Here is a 24,545-nt window from a genome sequence, read left to right on the forward strand (position 1 = left end):
CTAAGCTCTCCAGCGCCGATGGTACTGCATGGGGGACCGTGTGGGAGAGTAGGTCACCGCCGGACAATTATTGAAAGAGTAGGGCCCGTTGACACATCAACGGGCCCTACTCGCATTTGCGGTCCTCTCTCCGGAGTGCGAGCATCGGCCTCATGGCGTACAGAGTTCGTCGCACGTCGCGGGACGACTGGCGGCAGTTGCGGGAGCTGCGGCTCACGGCTCTGTCCGATCCTGTGGCGTCCGTCGCGTTCTACGAGCCCTATGAGGAAGCGCTTGAGCTGACCCAGGGCGAATGGGAACGGCGGGCTGTCGGGCGGAGTACCGTCACGTTCATCGGTGAGACCGAGGTCGGCGAATGGGGCGGCATGGTCGGTGTGTTCAGCCGTGGCGGGGTCGCCCAGGTCGTCGGCGTCTACATGCGGCCGGAGCACCGCGGCACCGGACTCGCCAGCCTGCTGATGCAGGCCGCGATCGACTGGGCGGACGGACGTGAGGTCCGGCTGCGCGTCCACGAGAACAACCCGCGCGCCGTGAAGTTCTACCGGTCCCTCGGCTTCGAACCGACCGGCGACCGGGCCGTCGATCCCGCCGACCCCGTGTACGAGACGTACGAACTGGTCCTCAGGAGCCCGCGATCACTGTGAGAGCCGGCCAGGCGCTGGTCAGTTCGTCCACCAGGGCATGCCGCAGCGGCGCCGTCTCCCGGTGGTTGCCCACGACGTAGAGCGTCCCGCCCTCGCCCGCCAGGTTGTCGAAGGCCAGGAAGTCCACCCTGCCGGGCGTGCAGGACTGGCGGATGTGCACCTGCTCAAGTCCCCCCAGCGCGCGGGCGATCAGGTCGAGCGCCGCGTCGCGTCGTACCGGATGCCCGTCGAGCGCGCTCTCCAGTTCCATCGACGCCCCACCGGCCGCGCGCGCATGGGTGCGGAGGATCTTGACCGGCTCGCCGCCGGAGCGGCCGACCGCCCACCGGTGGACCTGGTGCAGGGAGGCGCCCGCCAGCGCGGCGGCGTGCAGGTAGCAGCGGAGCAGGGTCTCGGCCGTGGCGGCGTCCAGTTGGAAGACGGGCTCGGCCGGGCGTACGGGCGCGAGGAGCGCCGCCGCGCGCCTGCGGGCGGTGGGCATCTCCTCGCAGCCGCGCAGCGGTGTCCAGCGCAGGCGTACGGGGGCGTCGGTGAGATGCCCCGGGTCGTAGACGTGGGCAGGGCCGAGCTTGGTGCGGCGACGCGCGGTCTGCGTCCAGAGGGAGCCGTGCGGATCGATCACGATCAGGCCGGGGGGCGCCGTGAGGACGGCGGTGGTCTTCACGTCGGAGGGGTCGTCGGCGGGGATGTGCTCCTGCGCGGCGGGTTCCGGGGCGGGCGGCGGGGGTTGGGGAGCTTCGTCCACAGGCTGTGTACGGCGCGCCGCGGGAGTCCGGCGGTGGGAGCGCCAGCGGGCGGCCCGTACGTACAGCGCCAGCGCGAGGAAGAACAGGGCGGCCAGCTGGAGGAGGAACGCGATCCAGACCGCCGCCGGGCCCGGCAGGTCGGCCGGGTCGGCGTCCGGCCAGGCGGAAGCCACGTCGCCCGGCGCGGTGAAGAACGAGCGGACCGCCGAGGCCGTGCTGAAGAACGTGACGCCGGGTGGCCACGCGCCGCCGGTGACGAGCCCGGCCAGGCCGGTCGCCGTCCAGATGAGCGCGGTGAGGGCGAGCATCAGCGCGAGGGCGCCGACGAGGAGCCCGTCCGGGACGCCGCCGCGGCCGGCGGGAGCGGGGCGCGGCGCGCGCTGGTCGTGGGTCATGGGCGGTCCCGGCCGGTCAGAGGACGCCCTGGCGCTTCTCGAACGACAGGGCTCGGGCTTCGGTCTCCGCCTCGAACGGGTCACGCTCGTCGTCGTCCTGGCCGTCCCCGGCGGTGAGCGCGCGGGCCTCGGCGAGGGCGGCGGACGACTCGGTCATGGCCCGGTCGGTGAAGACGAGGGGGCGTTCGGCCTCGGTGATGAGGTGCTTGACGACCTGCACGTTCCCGTTGACGTCCCAGACGGCCATGCCGGGGGTCAGGGTCGGGATGATCTCGACGGCCCAGCGCGGCAGGCCGAGGACCTGCCCGGTGGCGCGGGCCTCGTCGGACTTCTGGGCGTAGATGGTGCGCGTGGACGCCATCTTGAGGATCGCGGCCGCCTCCTTCGCGGCGGCGCCGTCGATCACGTCCGAGAGGTGGTGGACGACGGCGACGAACGACAGGCCGAGGCGGCGGCCGAACTTCAGGAGGCGCTGGAACAGCTGGGCGACGGAAGGCGAGTTGATGATGTGCCACGCCTCCTCGACCAGGAAGATGCGCTTCCTGCGGTCCGGCCTGATCCACGTGTGCTCCAGCCACACGCCGACGATCGCCATCAGGATCGGCATGGCGATGGAGTTGCGGTCGATGTGGGACAGGTCGAAGACGATCAGCGGCGCGTCCAGGTCGATGCCCACGGTCGTCGGGCCGTCGAACATGCCGCGCAGGTCGCCGTCCACCAGGCGGTCGAGGACCAGCGCCACGTCGAGGCCCCAGGCGCGGACGTCCTCCAGGTGGACGTTCATCGCGTCGGCGGCCTCGGGCAGCGGGTGCCGCAGGCGCTCGACGATGTCGGTCAGTATCGGCTGGCGGTCCACCGTCGTCTGGTTGACGTACGCGTGGGCCACCTTGAGGGCGAAGCCGGAGCGTTCGTCGAGGGTGCGGCCGAGGGCGACCTCGATGATCGTGCGCAGCAGCGCGAGCTGGCCGGTGGTGGTGATGGCGGGGTCGAGCGGGTTGAGCCGGACGTTGCCGTCGAGCGTGGCCATCGGGTCCAGGCGGATGGGCGTGATGCCGAGCTGCTGGGCGATGAGGTTCCACTCGCCGACGCCGTCCTCGCCCTGGGCGTCCAGGACGACGACCTGGCGGTCGCGGAACCGCAGCTGCCGCAGGACGTACGTCTTCTCCAGCGCCGACTTGCCGTTGCCCGACTCGCCGAGGACGAGCCAGTGGGGCGCGGGGAGTTGCTGGCCGTAGAGGCGGAAGGGGTCGTAGATGTAGCCCTTGCCGCTGTACACCTCGCGGCCGATGATGACGCCCGAGTCGCCGAGGCCGGGGGCGGCGGTGGGGAGGTAGACGGCCTGGGCCTGGCCCGTGGAGGTGCGGACGGGCAGGCGGGTGGTCTCCGTCCTGCCGAAGAGCAGGCTGGTGAACGCCTCGGTGATCAGGCTCAGCGGATCGCGTGCGGGCATGTCGTCGCCTCCTCGTTCTCCGTGTGCTCCCCGTGCTGCTCGGGCGGCCCGGTGCGGGACCGGGGTGCGGTCATCGCCTGATCCCCGTCGCGAAGGGCAGGGTGTTGACGAACGCGCGGTGGTGCTCGCGGTCGCACCACTCCAGCTTCAGGTACGACTTCCCCGCCGAGGCGCGGATCGTGCGCTTGTCGCGGGCGAGGGCCTCCGGGTCGGGGGAGGAAACCGTCAGATAGCCGACGAGGTTGACACCGGCCGCGCCCGAGGCGAGGTCGTCGCCGCGCTGGTCGATGCGGCCGTGGGCGGCGATGTCGCGCGGGTCCACGGTGCGGTTCATCTTGGCGGCGCGGGAGGCCTCGGCGGCGTCGTTCGTCTTCTCGGTGAGCATCCGCTCGATGGCGATCTCGGTGGGCTCCAGGTCCATGCAGACCGCGACGGTGCGGATGACGTCGGGGGTGTGGACCAGCAGCGGCGCCAGGAAGTTGACGCCGACCGGGGTCATCGGCCACTCCTTCACCCACGCGGTGGCGTGGCACCACGGCTCGCGGGTGTCGGACTCGCGGGTCTTCGCCTGGAGGTACGTCGGCTCGCGGGCGTCGAGTTCGGCGGGCCAGGCGTTCCGCTTGGACATGGCCTGGATGTGGTCGATGGGGTGGTCCGGGTCGTACATCGAGTGGATCAGGGAGGCCAGGCGCGCCTCGCCGAGCGGCTGCCGTACCCGGATGTCGGCCTCGGCCAGGCGGGCGCAGATGTCGGTGAGTTCGCGGGCCATGATGACGGCGAGCGCCTCGTCCTGCGACATGCCGCGCTTGCGGCCGCGGCCCTTGGCGGCGCGGGCGATGGTCTGGGCCTCGCCCGCCAGGTCGCGGGAGTGGTGCATGCAGGCGACGAGGTAGGCGCGGTGCTGCTCGCTTGAGGTGGAGACCATGGACTGGAGCTGGTCGTAGGAGTCCTGGATCCAGTGGGGTGCGGCGGAGTCGCCGCGTTCCCTGACGTCGTTGGCGTGGGCGTCGGGGTCGGCGGGGAGGGTGCGGGCGAGCATCTGGAGGCGGGAGACGTAGCCGTCGCCGTTCGCCACGTGCTTGAGGAGGGTGCCGAAACGTTCGACCAGGGCCTCCTGGTCCTCGCTGTCGCGCAGGCCGACGCCGGGGCCCTCGATCTCGATGGCGGCGGTGACGGTGCGGCGGTCCGTGTGCAGGAGGACGGCCAGCTCGTCCGGGCCGAACGCGGCGGCGAGCCAGTGGACCGGGCCGACGCCAGGGGGCGAGCCGACCTCGACCTCGCGCCCGTCGAGCCGGACCCCGGCCTCGGGGGCGGCCGAACGGTAGGTGGCGCCGCGGCGCTGGGTGCGGCGGAAGAAGCGGTTGATCTCGTACCACCTGTAGAACGTGCGGCCGTTGTAGGGCATGTAGACCGCGGCGAGGGCCAGCATCGGGAAGCCGGCCAGGCCGACGATCCTGACGGTCAGCACCGGGATCAGGATGCCGCTGAGCATGCCGAGGAACGCGCCGGCCACGATGAGGGCGATCTCGCCGGTCTCGCGGTTGCGGCCGACGATCGACTGCGGCCTGGCGCGCCCGATGAGGTAGGTGCGGCGCCTGGTGAGTGTGTGCGGTGGGGCGGTCATCCGCTACCTCCTCGTGATCCCGCGTTCCCGGAGGGACCGGCCGGTCCCGGGTTGCCCGTGGGGGACGAGCCGGGGGGCGCCGTACGGGAGCCGTGCGCGGCGACGCCGCCCGCCAGGGGGTTGGCGGGGCGCGCCTGGCCGCCGCCGGTCGCGGCGGTGGCGGCCGCGGCGCCGTCGCGGGTGCCGTGGGTCGTCATGCCCTGGCGGAGCATGGTCGCCGGGGTGGACAGGGCGGCGCCCGCGGCGCGGCTCGACGTGTCCTGGCGCATGGCGCGCTGGCTGACGATCTCGTCGCCGAAGCCGGGGACGAAGCGGTAGATCATCGCGGAGGCGAAGATGGCGAGGAGGATGATCGCGAGGCCCGACACGACCGAGGAGACGGCCGTGGGCCCCTGGTCGTCGGAGGTGGTCGTGAGGGCGGCGGCGAGGCCGAGGACGATGACGATCACCGGTTTGATGAGGATGACGGCGATCATGATGCCGGCCCAGCGGCGGACATGGCCCCAGAGGTTCTTGTCGACGAGGCCCGCGTACACGGCCGTGCCGAGGAGCGCGCCGACGTACAGCATGGCGGCGCGGATAACGAGTTCGAGGGCGAGGACGCCCGCGGCGAGGATCGAGATGAGCGAGACGACGATCAGCATGATCGGGCCGCCGCCGATGTCCTCGCCCGCTTCGAGGGCGGCGGCGAAGTCGCCGAAGAACGCGTCGGAGTTGTCGCCCGTGCCCGCGACGATGCCCTCGGTCATGCCGTCGGTGGCGGAGACGACCGAGTAGAGGATCAGGGGGGTGAACGCGGAGGCCATGACCGTCAGCCACAGGTAGCCGATGGCCTCGGAGGCGGCGGTCGTCAGCGGGACGCCGCGGATGGCGCGCTTGACGACGGCGAGGAGCCAGAGGATCAGCGTGAGGACGGTGGAGGCGGCGAAGACGACGGCGTACTGGCGGAGGAACGAGGCGTTGGTGAAGTCGACGTCGGTCGCGGTCGAGACCAGGTCGGACAGCTCGTTGACGATCCAGGCGGCTGCGTCGGCGCAGCCGCGGGCGAGGGAGGAGAGGGGGTCGAGGGAGTCGCTGAGCGTGCTGTCGCCGCCGCCTCCGCCGCCCTCGGCGGGGTCGCCCTCGCAGTAGTCGCGGGCCGTGCCGGAGATGTAGTCGCACTCCGGGTTTTCCCCGTCGGCGGGCGCCTCGGGGTCGTCGGGGTCGCCCGGGGCGGCGTGCGCGCGGGGCGCGGTCGCCAGCAGCAGGGCGGAGAGGCCGAGGGCGCCGGACAGGCCGCCGGTGACGGCGGCCGGTGCGAGCCCGGCGGCGCGGTGGAGCAGCCGGAACGGACCGGACCGCGGGCTAGCGCGCATAGGTGAACCCTCCGTACGACTCGGCCGCTTCGGCGATCTCTTCGGCTCCTGACACGACGTCGTCCCCGCTGACCGGGGTGGGTCCCTCGGTCTGCTCGGTGCGGACGACCTTCCAGTCTCCCTCTTCCCAGGCGAGTGTGAAATGGAGCGTGAACCAGCTGGTGCGCACGGGGGTCCGGGAGTCGGTGCCCGCGATGCCGAAGAGCCCGGCGCACCAGACGGAGACCTCGGCGGTGGTGTCGGTGACCTCCGTGGTCGTGGAGCCGACCGGGAGGGTGCGGTTGACGAAGGTGGAGCCGGCCGGGGCAACGCCGTCCGCGTCGAGGCCGATCCGTTCGTTGAGATCCGGGCTGTAGGCGCGGTCGTAGGAGGCCAGCAGGTCGTCGCGGTCGGCGGCCGTGCCCACGGTCTCGACCACCGTGCGGCGCTGGTCGGCGTTGAACATCTCCGTGCCGCCGAGCGCCACCGCGTAGTTGGCCGCCGCGCTCTGTGCGCCCTGCGCGTCCTGGGCGAAGCCGGTCGGGATGCCGTTGAACGCCCCGTCCACCGGCTGCTCGCCCGAGGGGGCGGTGGACCGCGCCTGGTCGGTGCCGCCGTTCCCGCCGCCGCCCTGCGCGTCGTCGTCGGCGCTCTCGCGGTTCTGGCTCGCGAAGACGATCGCGGCGAGGAGGAGGACGACCACGCAGACGATCGCGCCGATGCTGCGGAACGGCGACGGGCCGGACCGGCGCGTGCCGGTCTCCGGCTGGTCGGGCAGCCGCGTCCGGGTCTGCGCGGGAACGCCCCGGGCGCGCGTGTCGTCGTAGTCGTCGCCATAACTCATAATCGCGCCCTCTCAACAGCGGCGAGTCTATTACCTCCCCACCCGACGTTAGCGCTCTCGACGGACGTTCTGCTTCTGTGCGCGGGGAGTTGGCCCATGGACGCTGTGGCGGGTGTGCACGGCTGGGGGAGACGGTGTGTCGTGGGGGGACTGCTGCGCCGTCAACGGTGCGCTTCCGTGCGGCTCTTCACGGTCACGGGGTATGCCGCCGGGGTCCGAGGGATTTATCACGCGCGGACACGGTTGGGAGCCGTGGCGCTGCGCAGGTTATGGGGGCGGCGCCCGTGGCTCCGGAAGGCTTCCGGGACAGGGCGTCGGGAAGGGTGAGGTCCGCATGTGTTCGATCGCTGCGCCCGGGTTCGGTCCGGTGCGGCCGGGGGCCGGTTTCTCGCTCACGTTCCCGCCGGAGCCCGGGTGGGTGCGGGGCGCGCGGGAAGTGGTGCGGACGGCGCTGGCGCCCGTCGTACGGCCGGGGTCCGAACTGGTCGACACCGCCGTCCTCCTGACGTCCGAGGTCGTGACGAACGCGGTCACCGCCGCGCGCGGCTGCCGGACGCGTGAACCGGTGGCCCTGTACGGCGAGTGGACGGGGGCGGGCGGCGTACGGGTGCTGGTGCGGGACGGCGCGCCGGGCGGGCCGCCGCCGGTGCGTGCGCGGCCCGACGACGACGCGGAGCACGGCCGGGGGCTGCTGCTGATGTCGCTGTACGCCGGTGACTGGGGTGTGTGCCGTCACGCGCCGGGGCGGGGGAAGGTCGTCTGGTTCACGCTGGAGACCGGGGAGGAGCGTCCGGCCGCCCCCGCCTGACCGGCGCGGGTGCCGTTGTGCTCGGATGGGGGCATGACGGACATGACCGGTGTGACGGTACGGGCGGCCGGGGCGGCGGACGTGCCCGCCGTGCTCGCCTTCTGGCGGCGCGCGGCGGAGGGGACCAGCATCAGCGACGACCCGGCGGGCGTCGGGCGGCTGATCGCGCGGGACGCGGAGGCGCTGCTGCTCGCCGAGGTGGACGGGGCGCTGGCCGGGACGGTCATCGCGGGCTTCGACGGCTGGCGGTGCCATCTCTACCGGCTGGCGGTCGCGCCCGAGGTGCGGCGGCGCGGTGTGGCGACGGCGCTGCTCGACGCGGCCGAGGCACGGTTCGCCGCGCTGGGCGGGCGGCGGGCCGACGCGATGGTGCTGCGGCGCAACGAGGTGGCCCACCACGCGTGGGGCGCCCGTGGCTACCGCGCCGAGGAGGAGTGGCGGCGGTGGGTCAAGCCGCTGGCCTGACGGGGGCCTGCCGATGAGTTCCGCGCGGCGTGGTGGTCTTGTGGGCAGGTGAGGAGGCCGCTGTGGTGAGTACGGAGTTCAGGGTGTGGGGGCCGCTCGTCCGTGAGGACGTGCGGGGACTGTGCGAACGGCTGGACGGCGAACTGCGGCGTTCCGGTGCCGTGGTGGTGACGGTGGATCTGGCGGAGCTGGCCGTGCCGGGGCCCGCGGCGGTGGACGCGGTGGCGCGGATGCGGCTGACGGCGGGGCGGGCCGGTTGCCGGATGCGGTTCCGCGATGTGGCGGACGGGTTGCGGGAGTTGCTGACGCTGATAGGTCTGGGCGAACTGCTGGCCGACGACGGCTGATGCCGCGTCGGGAGGTCCGGCGGCGGATGCGCCGGCATGCGGGACGCGCCCGCGGGTGGTGAAGTCATCGGCGAGGACGTCCTGTTCTGATCTGCGCGGACGCTCGCCGCGAGAAGCCGCACGGAACGGGCCGGTCGGCCCGCCGCGTGCTGAGCCCGTGCGACGGCCGAGTCCGCGCGGACGGTCCCGGCGGTGCCGTGGAACGCGGCCCGGTTCCGGGGCAGGTCGCGGCGGGCCGCACCCGTCGACGGCTTCCGCCGGTCCATGGCGGCGCACCCCCCTGCTGCCCTGCCCCGGGCGCTGCCGGGGCCCGCCCGTGTCACGCGGGCGGCAGGTGGTCCGGGAGGCCGAACAGCGGGAAGAAGCGCGCCGTGTCCAGGAAGGCGGTGATGCCGGTGATCCGGCCGTCCGCCGACTCGATCACCTGGAGCGCCCACGGCGAGTGCCCGCCGTCCGGGTCGGCCCGGTACTGGCCGAACGCCGGGAGCCCGTTGGCCGACGTGGGTATGAGACGCGACCCCTCGCAGCCGATGCCGGGGCCGAGCATGAAGGCCCGGACGTCGTCCGCGCCGCGCAGCCACAGGTCGTACGGCGGCATGTTGAGGGTGGCGTCCTCGTGGAGCAGCGTGGTCAGCGAGTCGAGGTCGTACCGCTCGAACGCGTCGAGATAGCGGGCCAGCAGGTCCTTCTGCTCGCTGGACAGCGCCTCGGCCGACACGGCGTCGCCCGGCGCGCGCGCCGCGTCGCCCGCCTCGGGCAGCCCGGTCGTGGCGATGGTGGCGCGGGCGCGCTGGAGGGCGCTGTTGACGGAGGCGACGCTCGTGTCGAGCAGTTCGGCGACCTCGCTCGCCTTCCAGCTGAGGACCTCGCGCAGGATCAGCACCGCCCGCTGGCGCGGCGCCAGGTGCTGGAGCGCCGCGATCAGGGCCAGGCGCACCGACTCGCGGGTCTCCGCCCGTTCGGCCGGGTCGGTGGCCGAGATCGTCCGGCTGTCCGGCATGGGTTCGATCCAGGCCGTCTCGGGCAGCGGGGGGCCGAGCACGGCGGAGGCGGTCGGGGTGGGCGACGAGAGGTCCATCGGCCGGGCGCGGCGGCTGCTGCCCGAGAGCATGGTGAGACAGACGTTGGTCGCGATCCGGTAGAGCCAGGAGCGCAGGGACGAGCGGCCCTCGAAGCGGTCGAGTCCGCGCCAGGCGCGCACCAGCGTCTCCTGCACCGCGTCCTCCGCCTCGAAGGCGGAGCCGAGCATGCGGTAGCAGTACGCGGTGAGTTCCTTCCGGTGGCGCTCCAGGTCCGCCTCGGTCACGGGCTCGGTCACCGGCTCGGCCACGGGCTCTGCGGCGGGCGGCGCTGGCGGTGTCGCGGCTCGGCTCATGGCGGATTCCCCTTGGCTCGTTGACTGTCCGGAGTGACGGGCGGTCGATCTGCGAGCCACCCTAGCCACGGGGTCTGACAACGGCCGGTCGCCGCTCAGGCGCGGAGGCGTCCTGCCAGGTCCTCGGCCTCCTGGCGGCTGAAGCCGCCGCTGATCACGACCTCCCCGCCGTCTATCCGGCCGGACACGACCGGGGCCGTCAGCAGCTCGTCGCCCAGGACCATCGCCAGGCGGCTGCCGCCCGGTCCGGTGCCCGCGACGGTCGCCGTCAGGTCGGCGAACGCGGGGGCGTCCGTGGCGCGCAGGACGATCAGGACGCCCCAGTCGCCCGTGGAGCCCGGCTCGGCCCGCGCGTCCTGGAGCCGCTGGACCGCCAGGCCGCCGGAGTCCCGCAGCGTGAGGCAGCTGCCCCGGTCGGTGACGGTGGCGCCCGCCTCGGCGCCCGAGCAGGGCCCGGCCGCCGCCGCCGTCACGGGGATGAAGCGGAGCGGATCGGGCAGTTCGCCGCCGCCGGTCGGCGTCCTGGCCGTCAGCACTGCCAGAATGGTCATGGCCACGCCGAGCAGGGCGAGGACGCCGACGAGCAGCGCGGGCCCCGACCCGTCCCTGCGGGGCGGCGGCGCCGTGCGCGGGGGGCCGCCGGGCCAGGGGCCGTTCGCGTGGGCAGAGCTCATTCAGGGCCCCCTCCGGAGTCGCCGCCTGGCGCTTAAAGTAGCGGTACCGGTGGCGGATGCGCAGGCCGTCCGCCGGACATGGGAACGGGGGTGCGCGGCATGCGGGACCGGATACTCGAAGGCCGTTACCGGATCGGGGAACGGCTCGGCGCCGGCGCCATGGGCACGGTCTGGGAAGCGCTCGACCTCCGGCTGGAGCGGCAGGTCGCCGTGAAGGTCGTGGGCGCCGCGGCGGTGGGCCGCGACCCGCGCGCCAAGGAGCGGTTCGAGCGGGAGGCCAAGCTACTGGCCGGGCTGTCGAGCCCGTTCATCGTGACGGTGCACGACGCCGGCGAGTCGCACTTCGAGGACGACGGCGAACGGTTCCTCTACCTCGTCATGGAGCGGCTGCGCGGCCGGTCCCTGGAACAGGTGCTGACCGAGGAACTCCCGCCGCTGGCCGAGGTGGCGCGCTGGGGCGAGCACATCTGCCGCGCCCTGGCCGTCGCGCACGCGTCGGGCGTGGTGCACCGCGACCTCAAGCCCGCCAACGTGATGGTCGGCCCCGACGGGCTCGCCCGCGTCCTGGACTTCGGCATCGCGGCCGTCCTGGCCGAATCGACCGACCACGCGCGCCTGACGTCCACCGGCGTCGTCGTGGGCACGCCGTCGTACATGTCGCCCGAGCAGATCGAGGGCCGCACGGTGGACGCGCGCAGCGACCTGTACGCGGCGGGCTGCGTGCTGTACGCGCTGGCGACCGGCCGCCCGCCGTTCCTCGGGCCCTCGCTCTACCAGCTGCTGCGCCAGCAGATGGAGGAGGAGCCGGTCCCGCCGGGCGTGCTGCGCCCCGGGCTGCCCGCCGAATGGGACGAGCTGATCCTCGCCATGCTCGCGAAGCCGTCGGACGCGCGCCCCGCGTCGGCCGCCGAGGTGGCGGAGCGGCTGCGCGCCATGGCGTCGCTGTCCGCGCCCGCGCCGCCCGCCGCCGTGGCGACGGCGTCGGCCGTCACGTACCAGCCGACGCGGGTGGACCCGCGCTCGGTGCTGCTGGCCAACTGCCCGCGCCCCGAGGGCGGGCGGCTGCCGCTGGCGACCGGCCAGCGGATGCGGCTGGCGGAGGTCCTGCCGGGCGCCGACACGTTCCGCATCTGCCTGGACTGGCGGACGCCCGACGGGGTCGCGGTGGACGTGGACGGCAGCGCGTTCGTCGTGGACGGGGCGGGCGCGGTGCTGTCCGACGAGCACTTCGTCTTCTACAACAACCCGGAGCCCGACGCGGTCGGCGTGCGCCTCGGCGGCGACGACCCCGAGGCCGTGTTCACCGTCGAGCTGCCCAAGCTGGCGGAACGGGTGGAGCGCGTCGTGTTCGCCCTGTCCGTGGACGAGGAGCAGAGCGGGGCGGGCAGCGACCTGTCGCTCGTCAGCCTCCTCCACACCCGGCTGCTCGGGGTGGCGAACGAGGCCGAGCTGCTGTGCTACGGCTTCCCCTCCGGCCCGCCGGGCGCGAAGGGGCTGACCATCGGCGAGCTGGTCAGGGAGGAGGACGGGTGGTGGTTCTCGGCGGTCAGCAGGACGTTCGACAGCGGGCTCGCGGAGATCGCCATGGCGTACGGGGTCTCGGTGGAGGCCGACGCGTGAGGCGGGCCGCCGGGCCGGTCACTTGAGCAGGCGGGAGAGGCGGCGGTCGGCGAGCGGCTTGCCGCCCGTCTGGCAGGTGGGGCAGTACTGGAGCGCCGAGTCGCGGTAGGAGACCTCGCGGATCGTGTCGCCGCACACGGGGCACGGCTCGCCCGCCCGTCCGTGCACGCGCAGCCCGCTGCGCTTCTCGGACTTCAGCCGCCCCGCCGCGACGCCGCGCGACCGCTCGACGGCCTCCCGCAGCGTGCCGGTCAGCGCGTCGTACAGCCCGGCGGTCTCGGCCGCCGTCAGCTTGTCCGCCAGCTTGAACGGGGACATGCGGGCGGCGTGCAGGATCTCGTCCGAGTACGCGTTGCCCACGCCCGCGAGGACGCCCTGGTCACGCAGCACGCCCTTGATCTGCCGGTGCTCGCCCGCCAGCAGGGCGGTGAACGCGGCGGCGGTGAACGACGGGTCGAGCGGGTCAGGCCCGAGCCTGGCGACGCCGGGGACCTCGGCGGGGTCGCGGACGCAGTGGACGGCGAGGCGCTTCTGCGTGCCCGCCTCGGTCAGGTCGAAGCCGGGTCCCGGCGGGTCGCCGAGCGCGACGCGCAGGGCGAGCGGGCCCTTGCCCGGCTTGGGCGGGGCGGTCGGCAGCTCGTCCTGCCAGCGCAGCCACCCGGCGCGCGCCAGGTGGACGACGAGGTGCAGCGGCCCGTCCGGCGCGCCCGGCGGTTCGACGGCCAGGTCGAGGAACTTGCCGTGCCGCGCCACGGCGGTGACGGTCCCGCCCTCGACGGCGGAGAGCGGCGGGTCGTAGGTCTTCAGGACGTGGAAGGCGACCGGCGTCGCGCGGGTCACCCGCCGGCCCACGGCGTGACCGGTCAGGAACTCGCGCAGTGCCTCCACCTCGGGCAGTTCGGGCATGCCCCCAGCGTAGGCGCACCCACTGACAATCCGGGCGTCGCGGGGTGAATGCCCCGTCGGCGGCGCGGTCAGCGCTTGCGGACGAGCGTCACCCCGTCGCGCACCGGCAGCAGGACGGACTCGACGCGCGGGTCGGCGGTCACCGTGTCGTTGATCTGCCGGATCGCGATGTCGGCGGCGTCCTGGGCGGCGGGGTCCACGACGCGGCCGGACCGCAGCACGTTGTCCAGCACGATGAGGCCGCCGGGCCGCAGCCGGGTGACGATCTCCTCGTAGTAGACGGGGTAGCCGACCTTGTCCGCGTCGATGAAGGCGAAGTCGATCGTCTCCTGCGGCGGCATGGCGCGCAGCGTGTCCGCGGCCGGGCCGACGCGCAGCTCGATGCGGTCGGTGAGGCCCGCGCGCTCCCAGTAGCGGCGGGCGACCGACGTCCACTCCTCGCTCACGTCGCACGCGATCAGCCGCCCGCCCGCCGGGAGGCCCCGCGCGATGCAGATCGACGAGTAGCCGGTGAACGTGCCCACCTCCACCGCCTGGCGCGCGCCGGTGAGGCGCACCAGGAGGGTGAGGAACGCGCCCTCGTCCTGCGTGATCTGCATGCTGAGGTGCTCGGGAAGTGCCCGCCTGGTCTCCTCGGCGAGATCGCGCAGCACATCGTCGGCGGGGGTGGCGTGGGCGATGAGGTAGTCGTTCAGGGCGGGGTTCACGATGTCCATGGCCCGACCCTAGGCGCTGCCTCTGACAACCGGCCCCCGTCCGTCAGGGCTGCATCGGGCCCGGCACGTCGGCGCGGTCCGGGTCCTCGGCCCGTTCCTCCGCCTGGACCCGCAGGTACATCAGCGCGACGGTCAGCTCGGCCGGGTCGAGCGGCCCGTCCGACTCCGGCGGCTTGAGGGAGAGCGCCGAGCCGCCCGCGAGCGACAGGTGCAGCGGCAGCGCCGGGGCGCCGTCCGCCGCCTCCGCGGCCGCGCCGCCGAACTGGGCCAGGTCCACCGTCGCGTCCGTCAGCACCCCGTTGCGGATCTGGAGGCGCGCGGTCACCCGCCCGCCGTCCTCCTCGTCGGGCGCCGTGACCAGCGGGGGGAGGCCGAACTGCCGCAGCTGCTCCGTCATCACGCCGAGCAGCGGGTCGAGGGCGCGCCACGCGTCGGCGGCGGGCAGCGACACGTCCACCTGCTCCGCCCCGTCCGCGTCGCCGCGCCGGTGCAGCTCCCCGCCGGAGCGCAGCGCGTCGCCCAGCGCGTCGGCGAGCGCGAGCTGCGTCTCGGGGACGAGCAGCGACGCGCCGTCCACCAGCGCGGTGCCCAGGCGGCCTGCCGCCTCCTCGTCCACGCCGCCCGCCTCGTGGAGCGCGGCGGCGTAGTCGTCCAGGAGGTACGGGTCGATCTCCGTCCAGTTGCCGTGCAGGGCGCCCGCCGCCGCGCCGACGGACGAGGGCAGCTCCTGCGCGTCCTCCTCGAACCGGGCGGCCGCCGCGACCGCCGCCTCGTCGCCGCCGTAGACGTCGTCCACGATCGACTGGGCGCCGACGCGGACGTACGTGCGGTCCTCGATGTTCTTGACCCCGGCGACGTCGCGTCCGCCGAAGTTGACGGTCATGGCGCCGTCCAGCTCGTCGTCGGGCCCGAGGTCGCGCATGCGCCGCTCGCGGTCCGGGTCGCCGACCGCCACGGTCAGCTCCAGCTCGGCCAGCAGGCGCGCCTGCCCGGGCGTGGCGGGCGCGCCGCCGTCGCGGGTGGTCACCGCGTCGAGGTAGGCGGCCACCTCCTCCGGCGTGGCGTCGATGCCCGCGCCGATGGTCAGCGACTCCCAGGACAGCAGCTCGTCCACCGCCGCCGACATCTCGCGGCCCGCCTGGACGTGCTCCACAGCCTGGCAGGCCACGGTCGCTGCGGAGAGGAGCACGGCGCCGCCGAGGGCGGTCAGCCGCGTGCGGTAGGGGCGGCGGGTACTGATGTCGGTACTCCCTTGTCTGTGGGGGAGGGGCTGTGGGGGAGGGCTCTCTGCGGGGGAGACGGGACGTGGGCCGGTGACGATCGTGCGTTCCAGTCTCCACGCACCGCGCCGCGGCCCGTCGCCGGACCGCCGCATGTGGCCGGAGCGTCACCGTCCGGTAAGCGGGTCGTTAGCTGCGGCGACGGGCTAGCCTCGCACGTATGCAGCCCACCGAGCAGCCCGCGAGCGGGCCGTCCGCGCCCCGTACGCCCTGGATAGTGGGGGTTTCCGGCGCGTCCGGGACGCCGTACGCCGCCGCGGTGCTGCGGGCGCTGCTCGCGGCGGGGGAGGCCGTGGACCTGGTGGTCAGCCGGGCGGCGCGGCTGACGCTGCTGGACGAGACGGGCGCGCCGTTCCGCGACGGGCACTGGCGGGAGGACCTGCGGGCGTGGCTCGCGCGGGGCGCGGACGGGAAGCCGGACGCGTTCGCGGTGGGGGACGCGGCGCTGGACGCGGTGCGGTACTGGCCGGCGGGTGATCTGGCGGCCGGGCCCTCGTCGGGCTCGTACCCGGCGCGGGGGATGCTGGTGGTCCCGGCGTCCACGGCGTCGGTGGCGGGGATCGCGCTCGGCCTGTCGAAGGACCTGCTGCAGCGCACGGCGGCCGTGACGCTGAAGGAACGGCGCCCGCTGGTCGTCGTGGTGCGCGAGACGCCGCTGAACGGGCCGACGCTGCGGCAGCTCGCCGACCTGGACGCGGCGGGCGCGGTGGTGCTGCCCGCGTCGCCCGCGTTCTACGCCGGGGCGGCGCACATCCAGGACCTGGTGGACTTCGTGGCGGGCCGCGCGCTGGACGCGGTGGGCGTGGGGCACGGGCTGTACCGGCGGTGGCGGGGCGAGCTGGGGGGCGGCGCCGGGGGCGGCCACTCGTAGGTGACGACGTGTCCATGCCTTAGATTCGTCTGTGCAATCGACCAGGGGACGAGGAAGGCTCTGCGAGATGGACGCGGTGGACAGACAGCTCATCCAGGCGCTGCGGGAGAACGGCCGCGCGTCCTACGCGGAGTTGGGCCGCCTCGTGGGCCTGTCGGGGCCCAGCGTCACCGATCGCATCAACCGCCTCGAAGCCGCGGGCGTGCTCACCGGCTACCGCGCGACGGTCGACGCCCGTTCGCTCGGCCTCGGCGTCACGGCGCTGATCGGCATCCAGCTGTCCGACTCGGTGGACCACGAGGAAGTGGCGGACCGGCTGCGGGACTTCGCGGAGATCGAGGACTGCTGGTTCATCGCGGGCGACGACTCGTACATGATCAAGATCAGGGCGGGTGACGTGGACGGCCTGGAGCGGACCGTGCGGCGCCTGTCCGGCACCGCCGGTGTCTCGCGGACGCGCACCACCGTGGTCCTGTCCACGAAGTGGGAGAACCGGGTCGGGCACCTCCCGGACGAGGACCGGGCGTAGGCTCGACGGGCAGAGCGGCAGCGACGACCAGGAGGCGTGACGTATGGACGCTGGGCTCAAGCGGGAGCTGGAGGAGAAGGTCCGCGCGGGTGAGCGGCTGTCCCGTGAGGACGGGATCGCCCTCTACGCGTCCGACGACCTGGCCTGGCTCGGCGGTCTCGCCCACGAGGTGCGGACGCGGAAGAACGGCGACGTCGTCTACTTCAACGTCAACCGGCACCTGAACATGACCAATGTGTGCACGGCCTCGTGCGCCTACTGCTCGTTCCAGCGCAAGCCGGGCGAGAAGGACGCGTACACCATGCGCATCGAGGAGGCCGTGCGCCTCGCGAAGGCCATGGAGGGCGACCGGCTCACCGAGCTGCACATCGTCAACGGCCTGCACCCCACGCTGCCCTGGCGCTACTACCCGCGCTCGCTGCGCGCGCTGAAGGAGGCCCTGCCGGACAACGTGTCCCTCAAGGCCTTCACCGCGACCGAGATCCACCACTTCGAGACCATCTCGGGCCTGACCGCGTCCGAGATCCTCGACGAACTGATCGACGCCGGTCTCGAATCGCTCACCGGCGGCGGCGCGGAGATCTTCGACTGGGAGGTCCGCCAGCACATCGTCGACCACCGCACCCACTGGGAGGACTGGTCGCGCATCCACCGCCTGGCGCACGAGAAGGGCCTCAAGACGCCCTGCACCATGCTCTACGGCCACATCGAGGAGCCCCGCCACCGCGTGGACCACGTCCTGCGGCTGCGCGAGCTGCAGGACGAGACCGGCGGCTTCCAGGTCTTCATCCCGCTGCGCTACCAGCACGACTTCGTGGACATGAAGGACGGCAAGGTCCGCAACCGCCTCCAGGCCCGCACCACCATGGCCACCGGCGCCGAGGCCCTGAAGACGTTCGCCGTCTCCCGGCTGCTCTTCGACAACGTCCAGCACGTCAAGGTGTTCTGGGTGATGCACGGCGTGCAGACCGCGCAGCTCGCCCTCCAGCACGGCGCGGACGACATGGACGGCTCGGTCGTCGAGTACAAGATCACCCACGACGCCGACAACTACGGCACGCCCAACAAGCTCACCCGCGACGACCTGCTCGACCTCATCAGGGACGCGGGCTTCCGCCCCGTCGAGCGCAACACGCGCTACGAGGTCGTCAACGAGTACGACGGCCCCGACCCGGCGCGGCGCGACTCGCCGCAGCCGATGCGGGTGTGAGCGCCGTGCCCGGCCCCGGCTCCGCCGCGCAGCGCGCCCCCGGCGCGCGGCAGCGGCTGCGCTACCTGCTCGACCCGGCCGTCACCCCCGCCCTGCGGGAGAGCCTGGCCGAGCTGTGGACCGACGTGTCGAACGCGGGCGGCGCCGTCGGCTTCGTGCCGCCCGTCACGACCGACGACGTCGAGCCCGCCCTGCGCCGCCACCTCGTCGGCATGGCCGAGGGCACGACGCGGCTGCTCGTCGGCTGCGCGGAGGGCGGACGCCCGGTCGCCACCGCGTTCCTCCGGCTGAACGAGCACCGCCTCATGCGGCACTGGGTCGGCCTCGTCACCGTCATGGTCCACCCCGACCGCCAGGGCGGCGGCGTCGGCCGCGAGCTGATGGCCGCCGCCGCGTCCGCCGCCCACCGCGTCGACCCCGCCTTCACCGGCATCCGGCTGACCTGCCGCGGCGGGCACGGCCTGGAGCGGTTCTACGCGTCCTGCGGCTACCGGGAGGTCGGGCGCGTCCCCGGGGCCATCAAGGTCGCCGACGACGACTACCGCGACGACGTCACTCTCTGGCTCCCGCTCGGCTGACCCGCCCGCCGGGCCGGGGCCGCGCCGTGCTTGACTGGACAGGCGTTCCCGTTGCTAGGAGGACCGACGTGAGCACCATCCCCGACACCCCCGCCCCGCGGCACGCCGCGCTGCGCTACAGCCTGCTGCGGCTGGCCGTCTTCGCCGCGTGCTTCGCCGCCGTCGCGGTCCTCGCGTACGTCGGGGTGCTGCCGGAGTCCATCGGTACGTCGAACCCGCTGTGGATCGTGCTGCTGGCCCTGGTGTTCTCGGCGCCCATCAGCTTCGTCGTGCTGCGCAGGCAGCGCGACGCGATGTCCCAGCAGGTCGCGCCCCACGTCGAGCGCGCCATGCACAAGATCAACGCGAACCGTTCCATGGAGGACGCGGACTGACCGTCCGCTCCCGCACCCTTCGCTCCCCACACCCCGTTCCCCGGCCCGGCGGCCCGACCGCCGGGCCGTTCGCATGCCCGGCGTGACGCGGGCCACTCGCCCGCCCATCTCCCGCCCGCCGCGCGGGACTTGCGACGCGCCCTCCCGCACGGTGTCCACCGGCGCGTTCACCTGCCGGACGGACCCGTGACGCCGCTCCGGCGCGGTGCTACCGTGCTTTGCATGAACACAGCAGCCGCGCGCATCTCTGACCCGGGCATCATGCTCGTGGCGCGCCTGCACATCGACCTCTGCCGCTGTCTGACCGCGGCCTGTCGCTGAACGTCTGTCCTCACCCCTGACCGACTGACCCGCACCAGCGACCCACCCCCGCTCACGCCCGCATCGGCGTGCCCGGAAACTCCACTCCCCGAATAACCCTGACCGGAGTATGCCTGTGTCCTCCCCGACCCCTGCCTCGGCCGCGCCCGCAGCGCCCGCAGAGCCGAGACGCCCCCGGATATCCCTCCCGCCCTTCTGGGTGCAGATACTCGCCGGCCTCGTGCTGGGCGTGCTGCTCGGCTGGATCGCCCGCAGCGGCGACGTCGAGTGGCTCGGCCGCACGCTGGAGGAGATCGGCGGACGGTTCGTCCAGCTGCTGCGCGTGGCGGTCGGTCCGCTGGTCTTCTTCGCGATCGCCGTGTCGATCACCAGCCTCAGGAACGTGTCGAACGCGGCGCGCCTCGCCGGCCGCACGCTGCTGTGGTTCCTGGCGACCTCGCTGATCGCCGTCGCCATCGGCATCGTGATCGGCCTGGTCACCAACCCGGGCAGCGGCACCGGCCTCACCCCGGCGGACGGCGAGCTGCCGGAGAGCAAGGGCTCCTGGCTCGACTTCCTGACCGGCATCATCCCGGAGAACATCGTCACGCCGTTCGCCGACCTGGAGATCCTGCAGATCGTCTTCCTCGGCGCCGTCGTGGGCATCGCCGCCCTGAAGATGGGCGAGCGCGCCCAGCCGGTGATCACCTTCGGCGAGACGGTCCTCGAACTGCTGCAGAAGGCCCTGTGGTGGATCATCCGCCTCGCGCCGATCGGCACGATCGGCCTGATCGGCCGCTCGATCAACGAGTACGGCTGGGACCTGCTCGGCGACTACGCGACCTTCACCGTGGACGTGTACGTCGGCTGCGCGCTGGTGCTGTTCGGCGTCTACCCGCTGCTGCTGCGCTTCGCCGCCGGTGTCAACCCGGTCCAGTTCTTCCGCGCCGCCTGGCCCGCGCTCCAGCTCGCGTTCGTCTCCCGCTCCTCGGTCGGCACGCTGCCGGTCACCCAGAAGGTCACCGAGCGCCTCGGCGTCCCGCGCGAGTACAACTCGTTCGCCGTCCCGTTCGGCGCCACGACCAAGATGGACGGCTGCGCCGCGATCTACCCCGCGCTGGCCGCGATCTTCGTCGCCGAGATCTTCGACGTGAGCCTGAGCGTGCAGGACTACGTGCTGATCGTCTTCGTCTCCGTGATCGGCTCGGCCGCCACGGCCGGTCTGACCGGCGCGACGATCATGACCACGCTGACCCTCTCCACGCTCGACCTCCCGCTGGAGGGCGTCGGCCTGCTGCTGGCGATCGACCCGATCCTGGACATGATGCGCACGGCCACCAACGTGGCGGGCCAGGCCGCGGTCCCGGTGATCGTCGCGGCGCGCGAGAAGATCCTGAACCGCGACGCGTACGACCACGCGACGAGCTTCGACTTCGACGAGCCCGCCGCCGAGGAGCACCCCCGCCGCCCGGCCGAGGAGAAGGTTCCCGCCTGACCCCTCCCACGCCACACCGCACAACCCCCGGTCCCCGCGCCCACCCCGGCGCGGGGACCGCGGCGTCGTGCGGGCCCGTCCGGCACTGTCAGTGGTGCGGCGTACCCTCCGGGAGCATGGCGATGAGGGATGTCACGCGGCGCGAGATCCTGCTGGCGATGGAGGAGTACGACCGGCTGGGGCAGGAGGCGTTCCTCGCCCGCCACGGTTTCGCCCGGTCGCACACGTACCGGGTGGCGCACGACGGCCGGGCGTACGACTCGAAGGCCGTTGTCGGCGTCGCGCACGGCTACCTGCCGGGCGAGGAGCCGCTGCGGCCGGACCAGTTCAGCGGCGGGCACGGGCACGCGCTCGACGTCCTGCGGCGTGCGGGCTTCACCATCGTCCCGCAGACGGCGGACCCTCTCACGGAGGACAAGCTGCTCGCCCTGATGGGGAAGGTGCGGATGAGCCGCAGCTCGGGCCGCCCCGCGCCCCACCAGGCGGTCGCCCTGGCCTGGGCGTTCGGCCGCGCACGGCGGGGCGAGGCGCGGCTCGTGCCGTGGAGCGGGACCGAGAAGGAGATCGCGGGACTGCTGACGGCGCACGCGACCGACGGCGGACGGCCGCGCCCCGACTACCCCGTGGCCGCGCTCACCCGGGCCGGGCTGTGGGAGCTGCCGGGGTGGGAGGGCGAGGTGCCCCCGGCGCACGGGGACGGGGAGCTGCGGCGCTGGTTCGCCGAGCGGCAGCCGGAGAGCGGCCTCACCGAGGAGGTGTACGAGGCGGTGCGCCGCTCGGGCACGACCCGGGTCGCGGCGGTGAACCTGCTGGTCCAGCGCTACTTCCCGGACGGCGACCCCCGAGAGCTGTTCCAGGCGGTGGGCTTGTGGGACGACGCGGTGGCGGACGACGCGCCGGACGCCACGTACGAGGAGGCCGCGCCGGACGGGGAAGGCGGAGACACGGCCGCGCTCTACCGGCGGCTGTGCGAGAGCGTGGAGCATGCCGAGGCGCGGAACGGCCGGGGACGGCGCGCCCAGCGGGTCCGCAGCGATCCGATACGGTCCGCCCTCGCCCGCCGGGCGGTGCTCGCACGCTGCGGCGGCCGCTGCGAGAACCCGGGGTGCGCCGGCCAGCCGGACGACGTCACGCGCCGGGGGCAGCCGCTGCTCGAAGTGGACCATGTGGACGACCTCGGGCTCGGCGGGCGCGACCACCCGGAGACCATGGCCGCGCTGTGCCCCAACTGCCATGCCGTCAGGACGCGGGGCAGCAGGGCCGGGGAGCTGCGCGCCGTGCTCCTCGCGGTGGCGGAGGAACGGCACCGGCAGCTGTACGGCGAGCGGTGAGGGGAAAGGCGGGGGAAGGGGGTGGGTTTGTTGGGGTTCGAGTGGGGGGCTCATGGGGGGCTCATGCCGCGCATCGGGTGAACCCCCCCGGTGTGCATGTGAACCCCCTTGCGACCGTCGCGAGTTGACCCGTCGGAGCCCTTGACTAGAGGCATGAGGACATGGCTCGGCTTATGGAGGGGGTACACAATGACGTCGCCGTGGCCGCCCGCGCAGCAGATGCCCGTGCCGGCGGCGCGTCCGACGCCGCTGCTGCCCGTGGCGTTCTCCAGCGCCTACCGGTTCCGTTCGCTCACACTCCCCGGTGATTCCCGCGACACCCCGGCGATAGCCAGGCACGCCGCGCGGGACACCCTCCACGACTGGGAACTGCCAGGGCTCGCCGACGACGTCGAGCTGTGCGCGTCCGAGCTGGTCGGGAACGCCGTGCGGCACGCCGCCGGGTTCGGGCGCATCATCGTCACGTTCAGGTTCTGGCCGCGCTGGCTGTTCGTCGAGGTCGCGGACGAGGACCCGACGCCGCCCATGCTGCCGTCGGGCGATCCGCTCGACCCGCTCGGCGGCGACCCCGACCCGCTGCCCGAGCACGGGCGCGGGCTGTTCATCGTGCAGAGCCTCGCCGACGCGACGTGGTGGGCGCCCCGCGAGGCGGGGGGCAAGAGCGTGTGCTGCCGCTTCGACCTGACCGGCGGCCCCACGGACGCCGGACGGGCGGGTGCCGCATGATGGTCACCCGCTCCGCCGACTGGGTCCTCGCGCCCGACCCGCAGGGCGGCCCGCCGATCCACGCCGCCGAGTGCACGACCTGCCTCGCCGAGTCGCCCGCCGACACGAGCCGGGACGTGCCCGACGTCTGGTGCGTGCGGCACTCCACCGCCACCGGGCACACCGGCTACCGGCTCACCGTCACGACGTTCCTGCGCGCCAAGCGGTGAGGCGTCAGCACACCGCCGCGGGCTTGAGCCACGCGCACTCGGCGCCGTCCTCCGGCGCGGCCGCGGGCCGTGGCGGCGACCCGGGTGAGGTCTCGGGTGAGGTCCCGGGTGAGGCGAGTGCCACGACGATCGCGTCCTCGATGTCCTTCGGCGAACCGCTCAGGTAGTTGTTCAGCACGACGCTGAACGCCAGCTCCCGCCCGTCCGCCGCCGTCACATAGCCGGACAGGCCCGTCGCGCCGGTCAGCGAGCCGGTCTTCGCCCGCGCGTTCCCCGCCGCCGGGGTGCCGCACAGGCGGCTGCGCATCGTGCCGCCGACGAAGCGGTCCGGCTCGCACGCGACCGGCAGCGCCGCGTACCAGTCGCCGAACCACGGTTCGGCGCGCACCCCGGTGAGCAGCGCGGCCAGTTCGGCGGGCGGGACGACGCTCATCCGCGACAGGCCCGAGCCGTCGACCTGGCTGTACGCGCCGGTGTCCACGCCGATCCGGTCCGCGTACGCGCGCACCGCCGCGAGCCCGTCGCGCCAGGTGCCGCGCCCCGCCGTCTCGTACCCCATCGTCTTGACGAGCGCCTCGGCGTGCATGTTGTTGGACAGCTTCATGAAGGGCACCAGCAGCTCCGACAGCGGCATCGACGCGTGCGACGCGAGGACCTGCCCGGCGTCCGGCGGGGTGGCGCGGCCGAGGACGACGTCGCCGGTGACCCGTACGCCCTCGGCGGCCAGGGCGTCGGCGAGGACGGAGGCGGCGTACCCGGTCGGCTCGTCCACGGCGGTCCACGAGGTGGCGGGGGCGGCGCCCTGGGCGATGCGGCCGCTGACGACGAGGGTGTTGGTGCCGTGCTGGCGGGTGATGGACAGGGAGCCGGTGGAGCCGGCCGGGGCGGTGGTGGCCCGGTTGTCGACGGTCACCCAGTCGTTGGGCGGGGTGAGGGTGACGGTGGGCGGGTCACCGGCGGAGGGGCCGGGGGCGGCGGAGACGTAGACGGTCCCGGCGTCGTAGTCCGTGTCGGGCGCGAGGGTCAGCGCGGAGATCTGGGCGCTGTAGTAGTCGGCCTCGTTGTCCCAGGACCAGGCGCGGCCGAGGCGGGTCGCGTCGAAGCGGGTGTCGTCGGCGACCAGGTCGCCCCGGACGGTGGTGACGCCGGACGCGGCCAGGTCGGCGGCCAGCGCGGCGTAGTCGGCGGCGAGCATCGTCGGGTCGCCGGAGCCGCGCAGGTAGAGGTCGCCGCGCAGGACGCCGCGCCGGGGCGTGCCCGCCGCCACGAGGTCGGTGCGGTAGCGGTAGCCGGGGCCGAGGACGTCCATGGCGGCGGCGGAGGTGAGGAGTTTGGTGTTGGAGGCGGGCATCAGGCGGGTGTCGCCGTCGTGGTCGTAGAGGGTGGCGCCGGTGTCGGCGTCGCGGACGACGACGCCCGCGAGGGCGCCGTCGAGGCGCGGGTCGGCGAGCAGCCGGTCGAGGGCGCCGGTGAACGCGGGGGCGGGCTGGCCGGCGCCCGCGGGGGCGCTCCAGCCGAGGGTGAGGGCCAGGGCGAGCCCGGCGCCGACGGCCGCGAGGCGCCGGAACGGTGGGGGTGTCATGCCGCATCAGCATGACGCGATGTGACGATCCGTCAAGGAGAGACGGACTGGAAACGCGCGATGGTCACGCACCGGAAACACGGCCCGTCCGGCCGTCGGTTGTTTTTTCCGG

General features: G+C 73.7%; 25 protein-coding genes. 14 read left to right on the forward strand and 11 right to left on the reverse strand.

The window, feature by feature from the left end; genetic code table 11:
• The first annotated feature begins 152 nt into the window (after positions 1 to 152).
• Positions 153 to 644: a GNAT family N-acetyltransferase gene (locus ACIBPC_RS26365; RefSeq protein ID WP_398848062.1), complete on the forward strand. Its 492-nt coding sequence runs from the start codon at positions 153 to 155 to the stop codon at positions 642 to 644.
• Here the strand turns inward: ACIBPC_RS26365 and ACIBPC_RS26370 are convergent.
• The 5 genes from ACIBPC_RS26370 to ACIBPC_RS26390 form a co-directional block, all read right to left on the reverse strand.
• Positions 622 to 1,785: a hypothetical protein gene (locus ACIBPC_RS26370; protein ID WP_398848064.1), complete on the reverse strand. Its 1,164-nt coding sequence runs from the start codon at positions 1,783 to 1,785 to the stop codon at positions 622 to 624. The genes ACIBPC_RS26365 and ACIBPC_RS26370 overlap by 23 nt on opposite strands.
• A gap of 16 nt (positions 1,786 to 1,801) precedes the next feature.
• Positions 1,802 to 3,235 carry an ATP-binding protein gene (locus tag ACIBPC_RS26375; RefSeq protein WP_362966886.1) on the reverse strand — a complete coding sequence of 478 codons (1,434 nt, stop codon included), beginning with the start codon at positions 3,233 to 3,235 and terminating at the stop codon, positions 1,802 to 1,804.
• A gap of 70 nt (positions 3,236 to 3,305) precedes the next feature.
• Positions 3,306 to 4,859, reverse strand: a complete 1,554-nt coding sequence (locus ACIBPC_RS26380; RefSeq protein ID WP_362966888.1) for an SCO6880 family protein — start codon at positions 4,857 to 4,859, stop codon at positions 3,306 to 3,308.
• Positions 4,856 to 6,214, reverse strand: a complete 1,359-nt coding sequence (locus tag ACIBPC_RS26385) for a hypothetical protein (protein ID WP_398848066.1) — start codon at positions 6,212 to 6,214, stop codon at positions 4,856 to 4,858. Before ACIBPC_RS26385 ends, ACIBPC_RS26380 begins: the two co-directional genes overlap by 4 nt.
• The gene (locus tag ACIBPC_RS26390) at positions 6,204 to 7,037 is read right to left on the reverse strand and encodes a hypothetical protein (protein ID WP_398848068.1); all 834 of its coding nucleotides are present in this window, start codon (positions 7,035 to 7,037) and stop codon (positions 6,204 to 6,206) included. Before ACIBPC_RS26390 ends, ACIBPC_RS26385 begins: the two co-directional genes overlap by 11 nt.
• A gap of 334 nt (positions 7,038 to 7,371) precedes the next feature.
• Here ACIBPC_RS26390 and ACIBPC_RS26395 point away from each other — a divergent pair, with 334 nt between their 5' ends.
• From ACIBPC_RS26395 to ACIBPC_RS26405, 3 genes are all read left to right on the forward strand, one after another.
• Positions 7,372 to 7,845: an ATP-binding protein gene (locus tag ACIBPC_RS26395; protein ID WP_398848070.1), complete on the forward strand. Its 474-nt coding sequence runs from the start codon at positions 7,372 to 7,374 to the stop codon at positions 7,843 to 7,845.
• Positions 7,846 to 7,887: 42 nt separating this feature from the next.
• Positions 7,888 to 8,310, forward strand: a complete 423-nt coding sequence (locus tag ACIBPC_RS26400) for a GNAT family N-acetyltransferase (RefSeq protein WP_398848414.1) — start codon at positions 7,888 to 7,890, stop codon at positions 8,308 to 8,310.
• Between the two features lie 65 nt (positions 8,311 to 8,375).
• Positions 8,376 to 8,657, forward strand: a complete 282-nt coding sequence (locus tag ACIBPC_RS26405; RefSeq protein WP_398848072.1) for an STAS domain-containing protein — start codon at positions 8,376 to 8,378, stop codon at positions 8,655 to 8,657.
• Between the two features lie 319 nt (positions 8,658 to 8,976).
• On the opposite strand, the gene ACIBPC_RS26410 is transcribed toward ACIBPC_RS26405, so the two are convergent.
• Both ACIBPC_RS26410 and ACIBPC_RS26415 read right to left on the reverse strand, forming a co-directional pair.
• Positions 8,977 to 10,032 carry a sigma-70 family RNA polymerase sigma factor gene (locus ACIBPC_RS26410; protein ID WP_362966896.1) on the reverse strand — a complete coding sequence of 352 codons (1,056 nt, stop codon included), beginning with the start codon at positions 10,030 to 10,032 and terminating at the stop codon, positions 8,977 to 8,979.
• A 95-nt stretch (positions 10,033 to 10,127) separates the two neighbouring features.
• Entirely contained in the window at positions 10,128 to 10,706 is a 579-nt protein-coding gene (locus tag ACIBPC_RS26415; protein ID WP_398848074.1) for a SecDF P1 head subdomain-containing protein, read from the reverse strand.
• A gap of 99 nt (positions 10,707 to 10,805) precedes the next feature.
• Here ACIBPC_RS26415 and ACIBPC_RS26420 point away from each other — a divergent pair, with 99 nt between their 5' ends.
• Positions 10,806 to 12,326 (forward strand): TerD family protein, encoded by a 1,521-nt coding sequence (locus ACIBPC_RS26420; protein WP_362966900.1) that lies wholly within the window; start codon positions 10,806 to 10,808, stop codon positions 12,324 to 12,326.
• An 18-nt stretch (positions 12,327 to 12,344) separates the two neighbouring features.
• On the opposite strand, the gene ACIBPC_RS26425 is transcribed toward ACIBPC_RS26420, so the two are convergent.
• The 3 genes from ACIBPC_RS26425 to ACIBPC_RS26435 form a co-directional block, all read right to left on the reverse strand.
• A complete protein-coding gene (locus ACIBPC_RS26425; RefSeq protein ID WP_398848075.1) occupies positions 12,345 to 13,232 on the reverse strand; it encodes a DNA-formamidopyrimidine glycosylase family protein in 888 nt (295 codons plus the stop codon).
• A gap of 68 nt (positions 13,233 to 13,300) precedes the next feature.
• Positions 13,301 to 13,948, reverse strand: coding sequence for an O-methyltransferase (locus ACIBPC_RS26430; protein WP_398848077.1), 648 nt, complete (start codon positions 13,946 to 13,948; stop codon positions 13,301 to 13,303).
• A 43-nt stretch (positions 13,949 to 13,991) separates the two neighbouring features.
• Complete coding sequence (locus ACIBPC_RS26435) at positions 13,992 to 15,101, reverse strand: hypothetical protein (protein WP_398848078.1); 1,110 nt, start codon at positions 15,099 to 15,101, stop codon at positions 13,992 to 13,994.
• Between the two features lie 287 nt (positions 15,102 to 15,388).
• On the opposite strand from ACIBPC_RS26435, the gene ACIBPC_RS26440 reads away from it, so the two are divergent.
• The 9 genes from ACIBPC_RS26440 (at position 15,389) to ACIBPC_RS26480 (ending at position 22,851) form a co-directional block, all read left to right on the forward strand.
• Positions 15,389 to 16,099, forward strand: coding sequence for a UbiX family flavin prenyltransferase (locus ACIBPC_RS26440; protein ID WP_362966908.1), 711 nt, complete (start codon positions 15,389 to 15,391; stop codon positions 16,097 to 16,099).
• A gap of 67 nt (positions 16,100 to 16,166) precedes the next feature.
• Positions 16,167 to 16,628, forward strand: a complete 462-nt coding sequence (locus ACIBPC_RS26445) for an Lrp/AsnC family transcriptional regulator (RefSeq protein WP_362966911.1) — start codon at positions 16,167 to 16,169, stop codon at positions 16,626 to 16,628.
• 43 nt (positions 16,629 to 16,671) lie between these two features.
• Complete coding sequence (gene mqnE / locus ACIBPC_RS26450) at positions 16,672 to 17,838, forward strand: aminofutalosine synthase MqnE (RefSeq protein WP_362966913.1); 1,167 nt, start codon at positions 16,672 to 16,674, stop codon at positions 17,836 to 17,838.
• Positions 17,835 to 18,416 (forward strand): GNAT family N-acetyltransferase, encoded by a 582-nt coding sequence (locus ACIBPC_RS26455; protein ID WP_398848080.1) that lies wholly within the window; start codon positions 17,835 to 17,837, stop codon positions 18,414 to 18,416. The genes mqnE and ACIBPC_RS26455 overlap by 4 nt, the downstream gene beginning before the upstream one ends.
• A gap of 68 nt (positions 18,417 to 18,484) precedes the next feature.
• Positions 18,485 to 18,790 carry a DUF4229 domain-containing protein gene (locus ACIBPC_RS26460; protein ID WP_362966916.1) on the forward strand — a complete coding sequence of 102 codons (306 nt, stop codon included), beginning with the start codon at positions 18,485 to 18,487 and terminating at the stop codon, positions 18,788 to 18,790.
• A 430-nt stretch (positions 18,791 to 19,220) separates the two neighbouring features.
• Complete coding sequence (locus tag ACIBPC_RS26465) at positions 19,221 to 20,585, forward strand: dicarboxylate/amino acid:cation symporter (protein WP_362966918.1); 1,365 nt, start codon at positions 19,221 to 19,223, stop codon at positions 20,583 to 20,585.
• A 116-nt stretch (positions 20,586 to 20,701) separates the two neighbouring features.
• Entirely contained in the window at positions 20,702 to 21,916 is a 1,215-nt protein-coding gene (locus ACIBPC_RS26470) for an HNH endonuclease signature motif containing protein (protein WP_398848083.1), read from the forward strand.
• A 189-nt stretch (positions 21,917 to 22,105) separates the two neighbouring features.
• Positions 22,106 to 22,642 carry an ATP-binding protein gene (locus ACIBPC_RS26475; RefSeq protein ID WP_362966922.1) on the forward strand — a complete coding sequence of 179 codons (537 nt, stop codon included), beginning with the start codon at positions 22,106 to 22,108 and terminating at the stop codon, positions 22,640 to 22,642.
• Positions 22,639 to 22,851, forward strand: a complete 213-nt coding sequence (locus ACIBPC_RS26480) for a hypothetical protein (RefSeq protein ID WP_362966924.1) — start codon at positions 22,639 to 22,641, stop codon at positions 22,849 to 22,851. The genes ACIBPC_RS26475 and ACIBPC_RS26480 overlap by 4 nt, the downstream gene beginning before the upstream one ends.
• Positions 22,852 to 22,855: 4 nt before the next feature.
• Here the strand turns inward: ACIBPC_RS26480 and dacB are convergent, their stop codons facing one another.
• Complete coding sequence (gene dacB, locus ACIBPC_RS26485; protein WP_398848085.1) at positions 22,856 to 24,433, reverse strand: D-alanyl-D-alanine carboxypeptidase/D-alanyl-D-alanine-endopeptidase; 1,578 nt, start codon at positions 24,431 to 24,433, stop codon at positions 22,856 to 22,858.
• Positions 24,434 to 24,545 lie beyond the last annotated feature (112 nt).

This window comes from Streptomyces sp. NPDC049879, from assembly GCF_044461265.1.
Classification (GTDB): domain Bacteria; phylum Actinomycetota; class Actinomycetes; order Streptomycetales; family Streptomycetaceae; genus Streptomyces.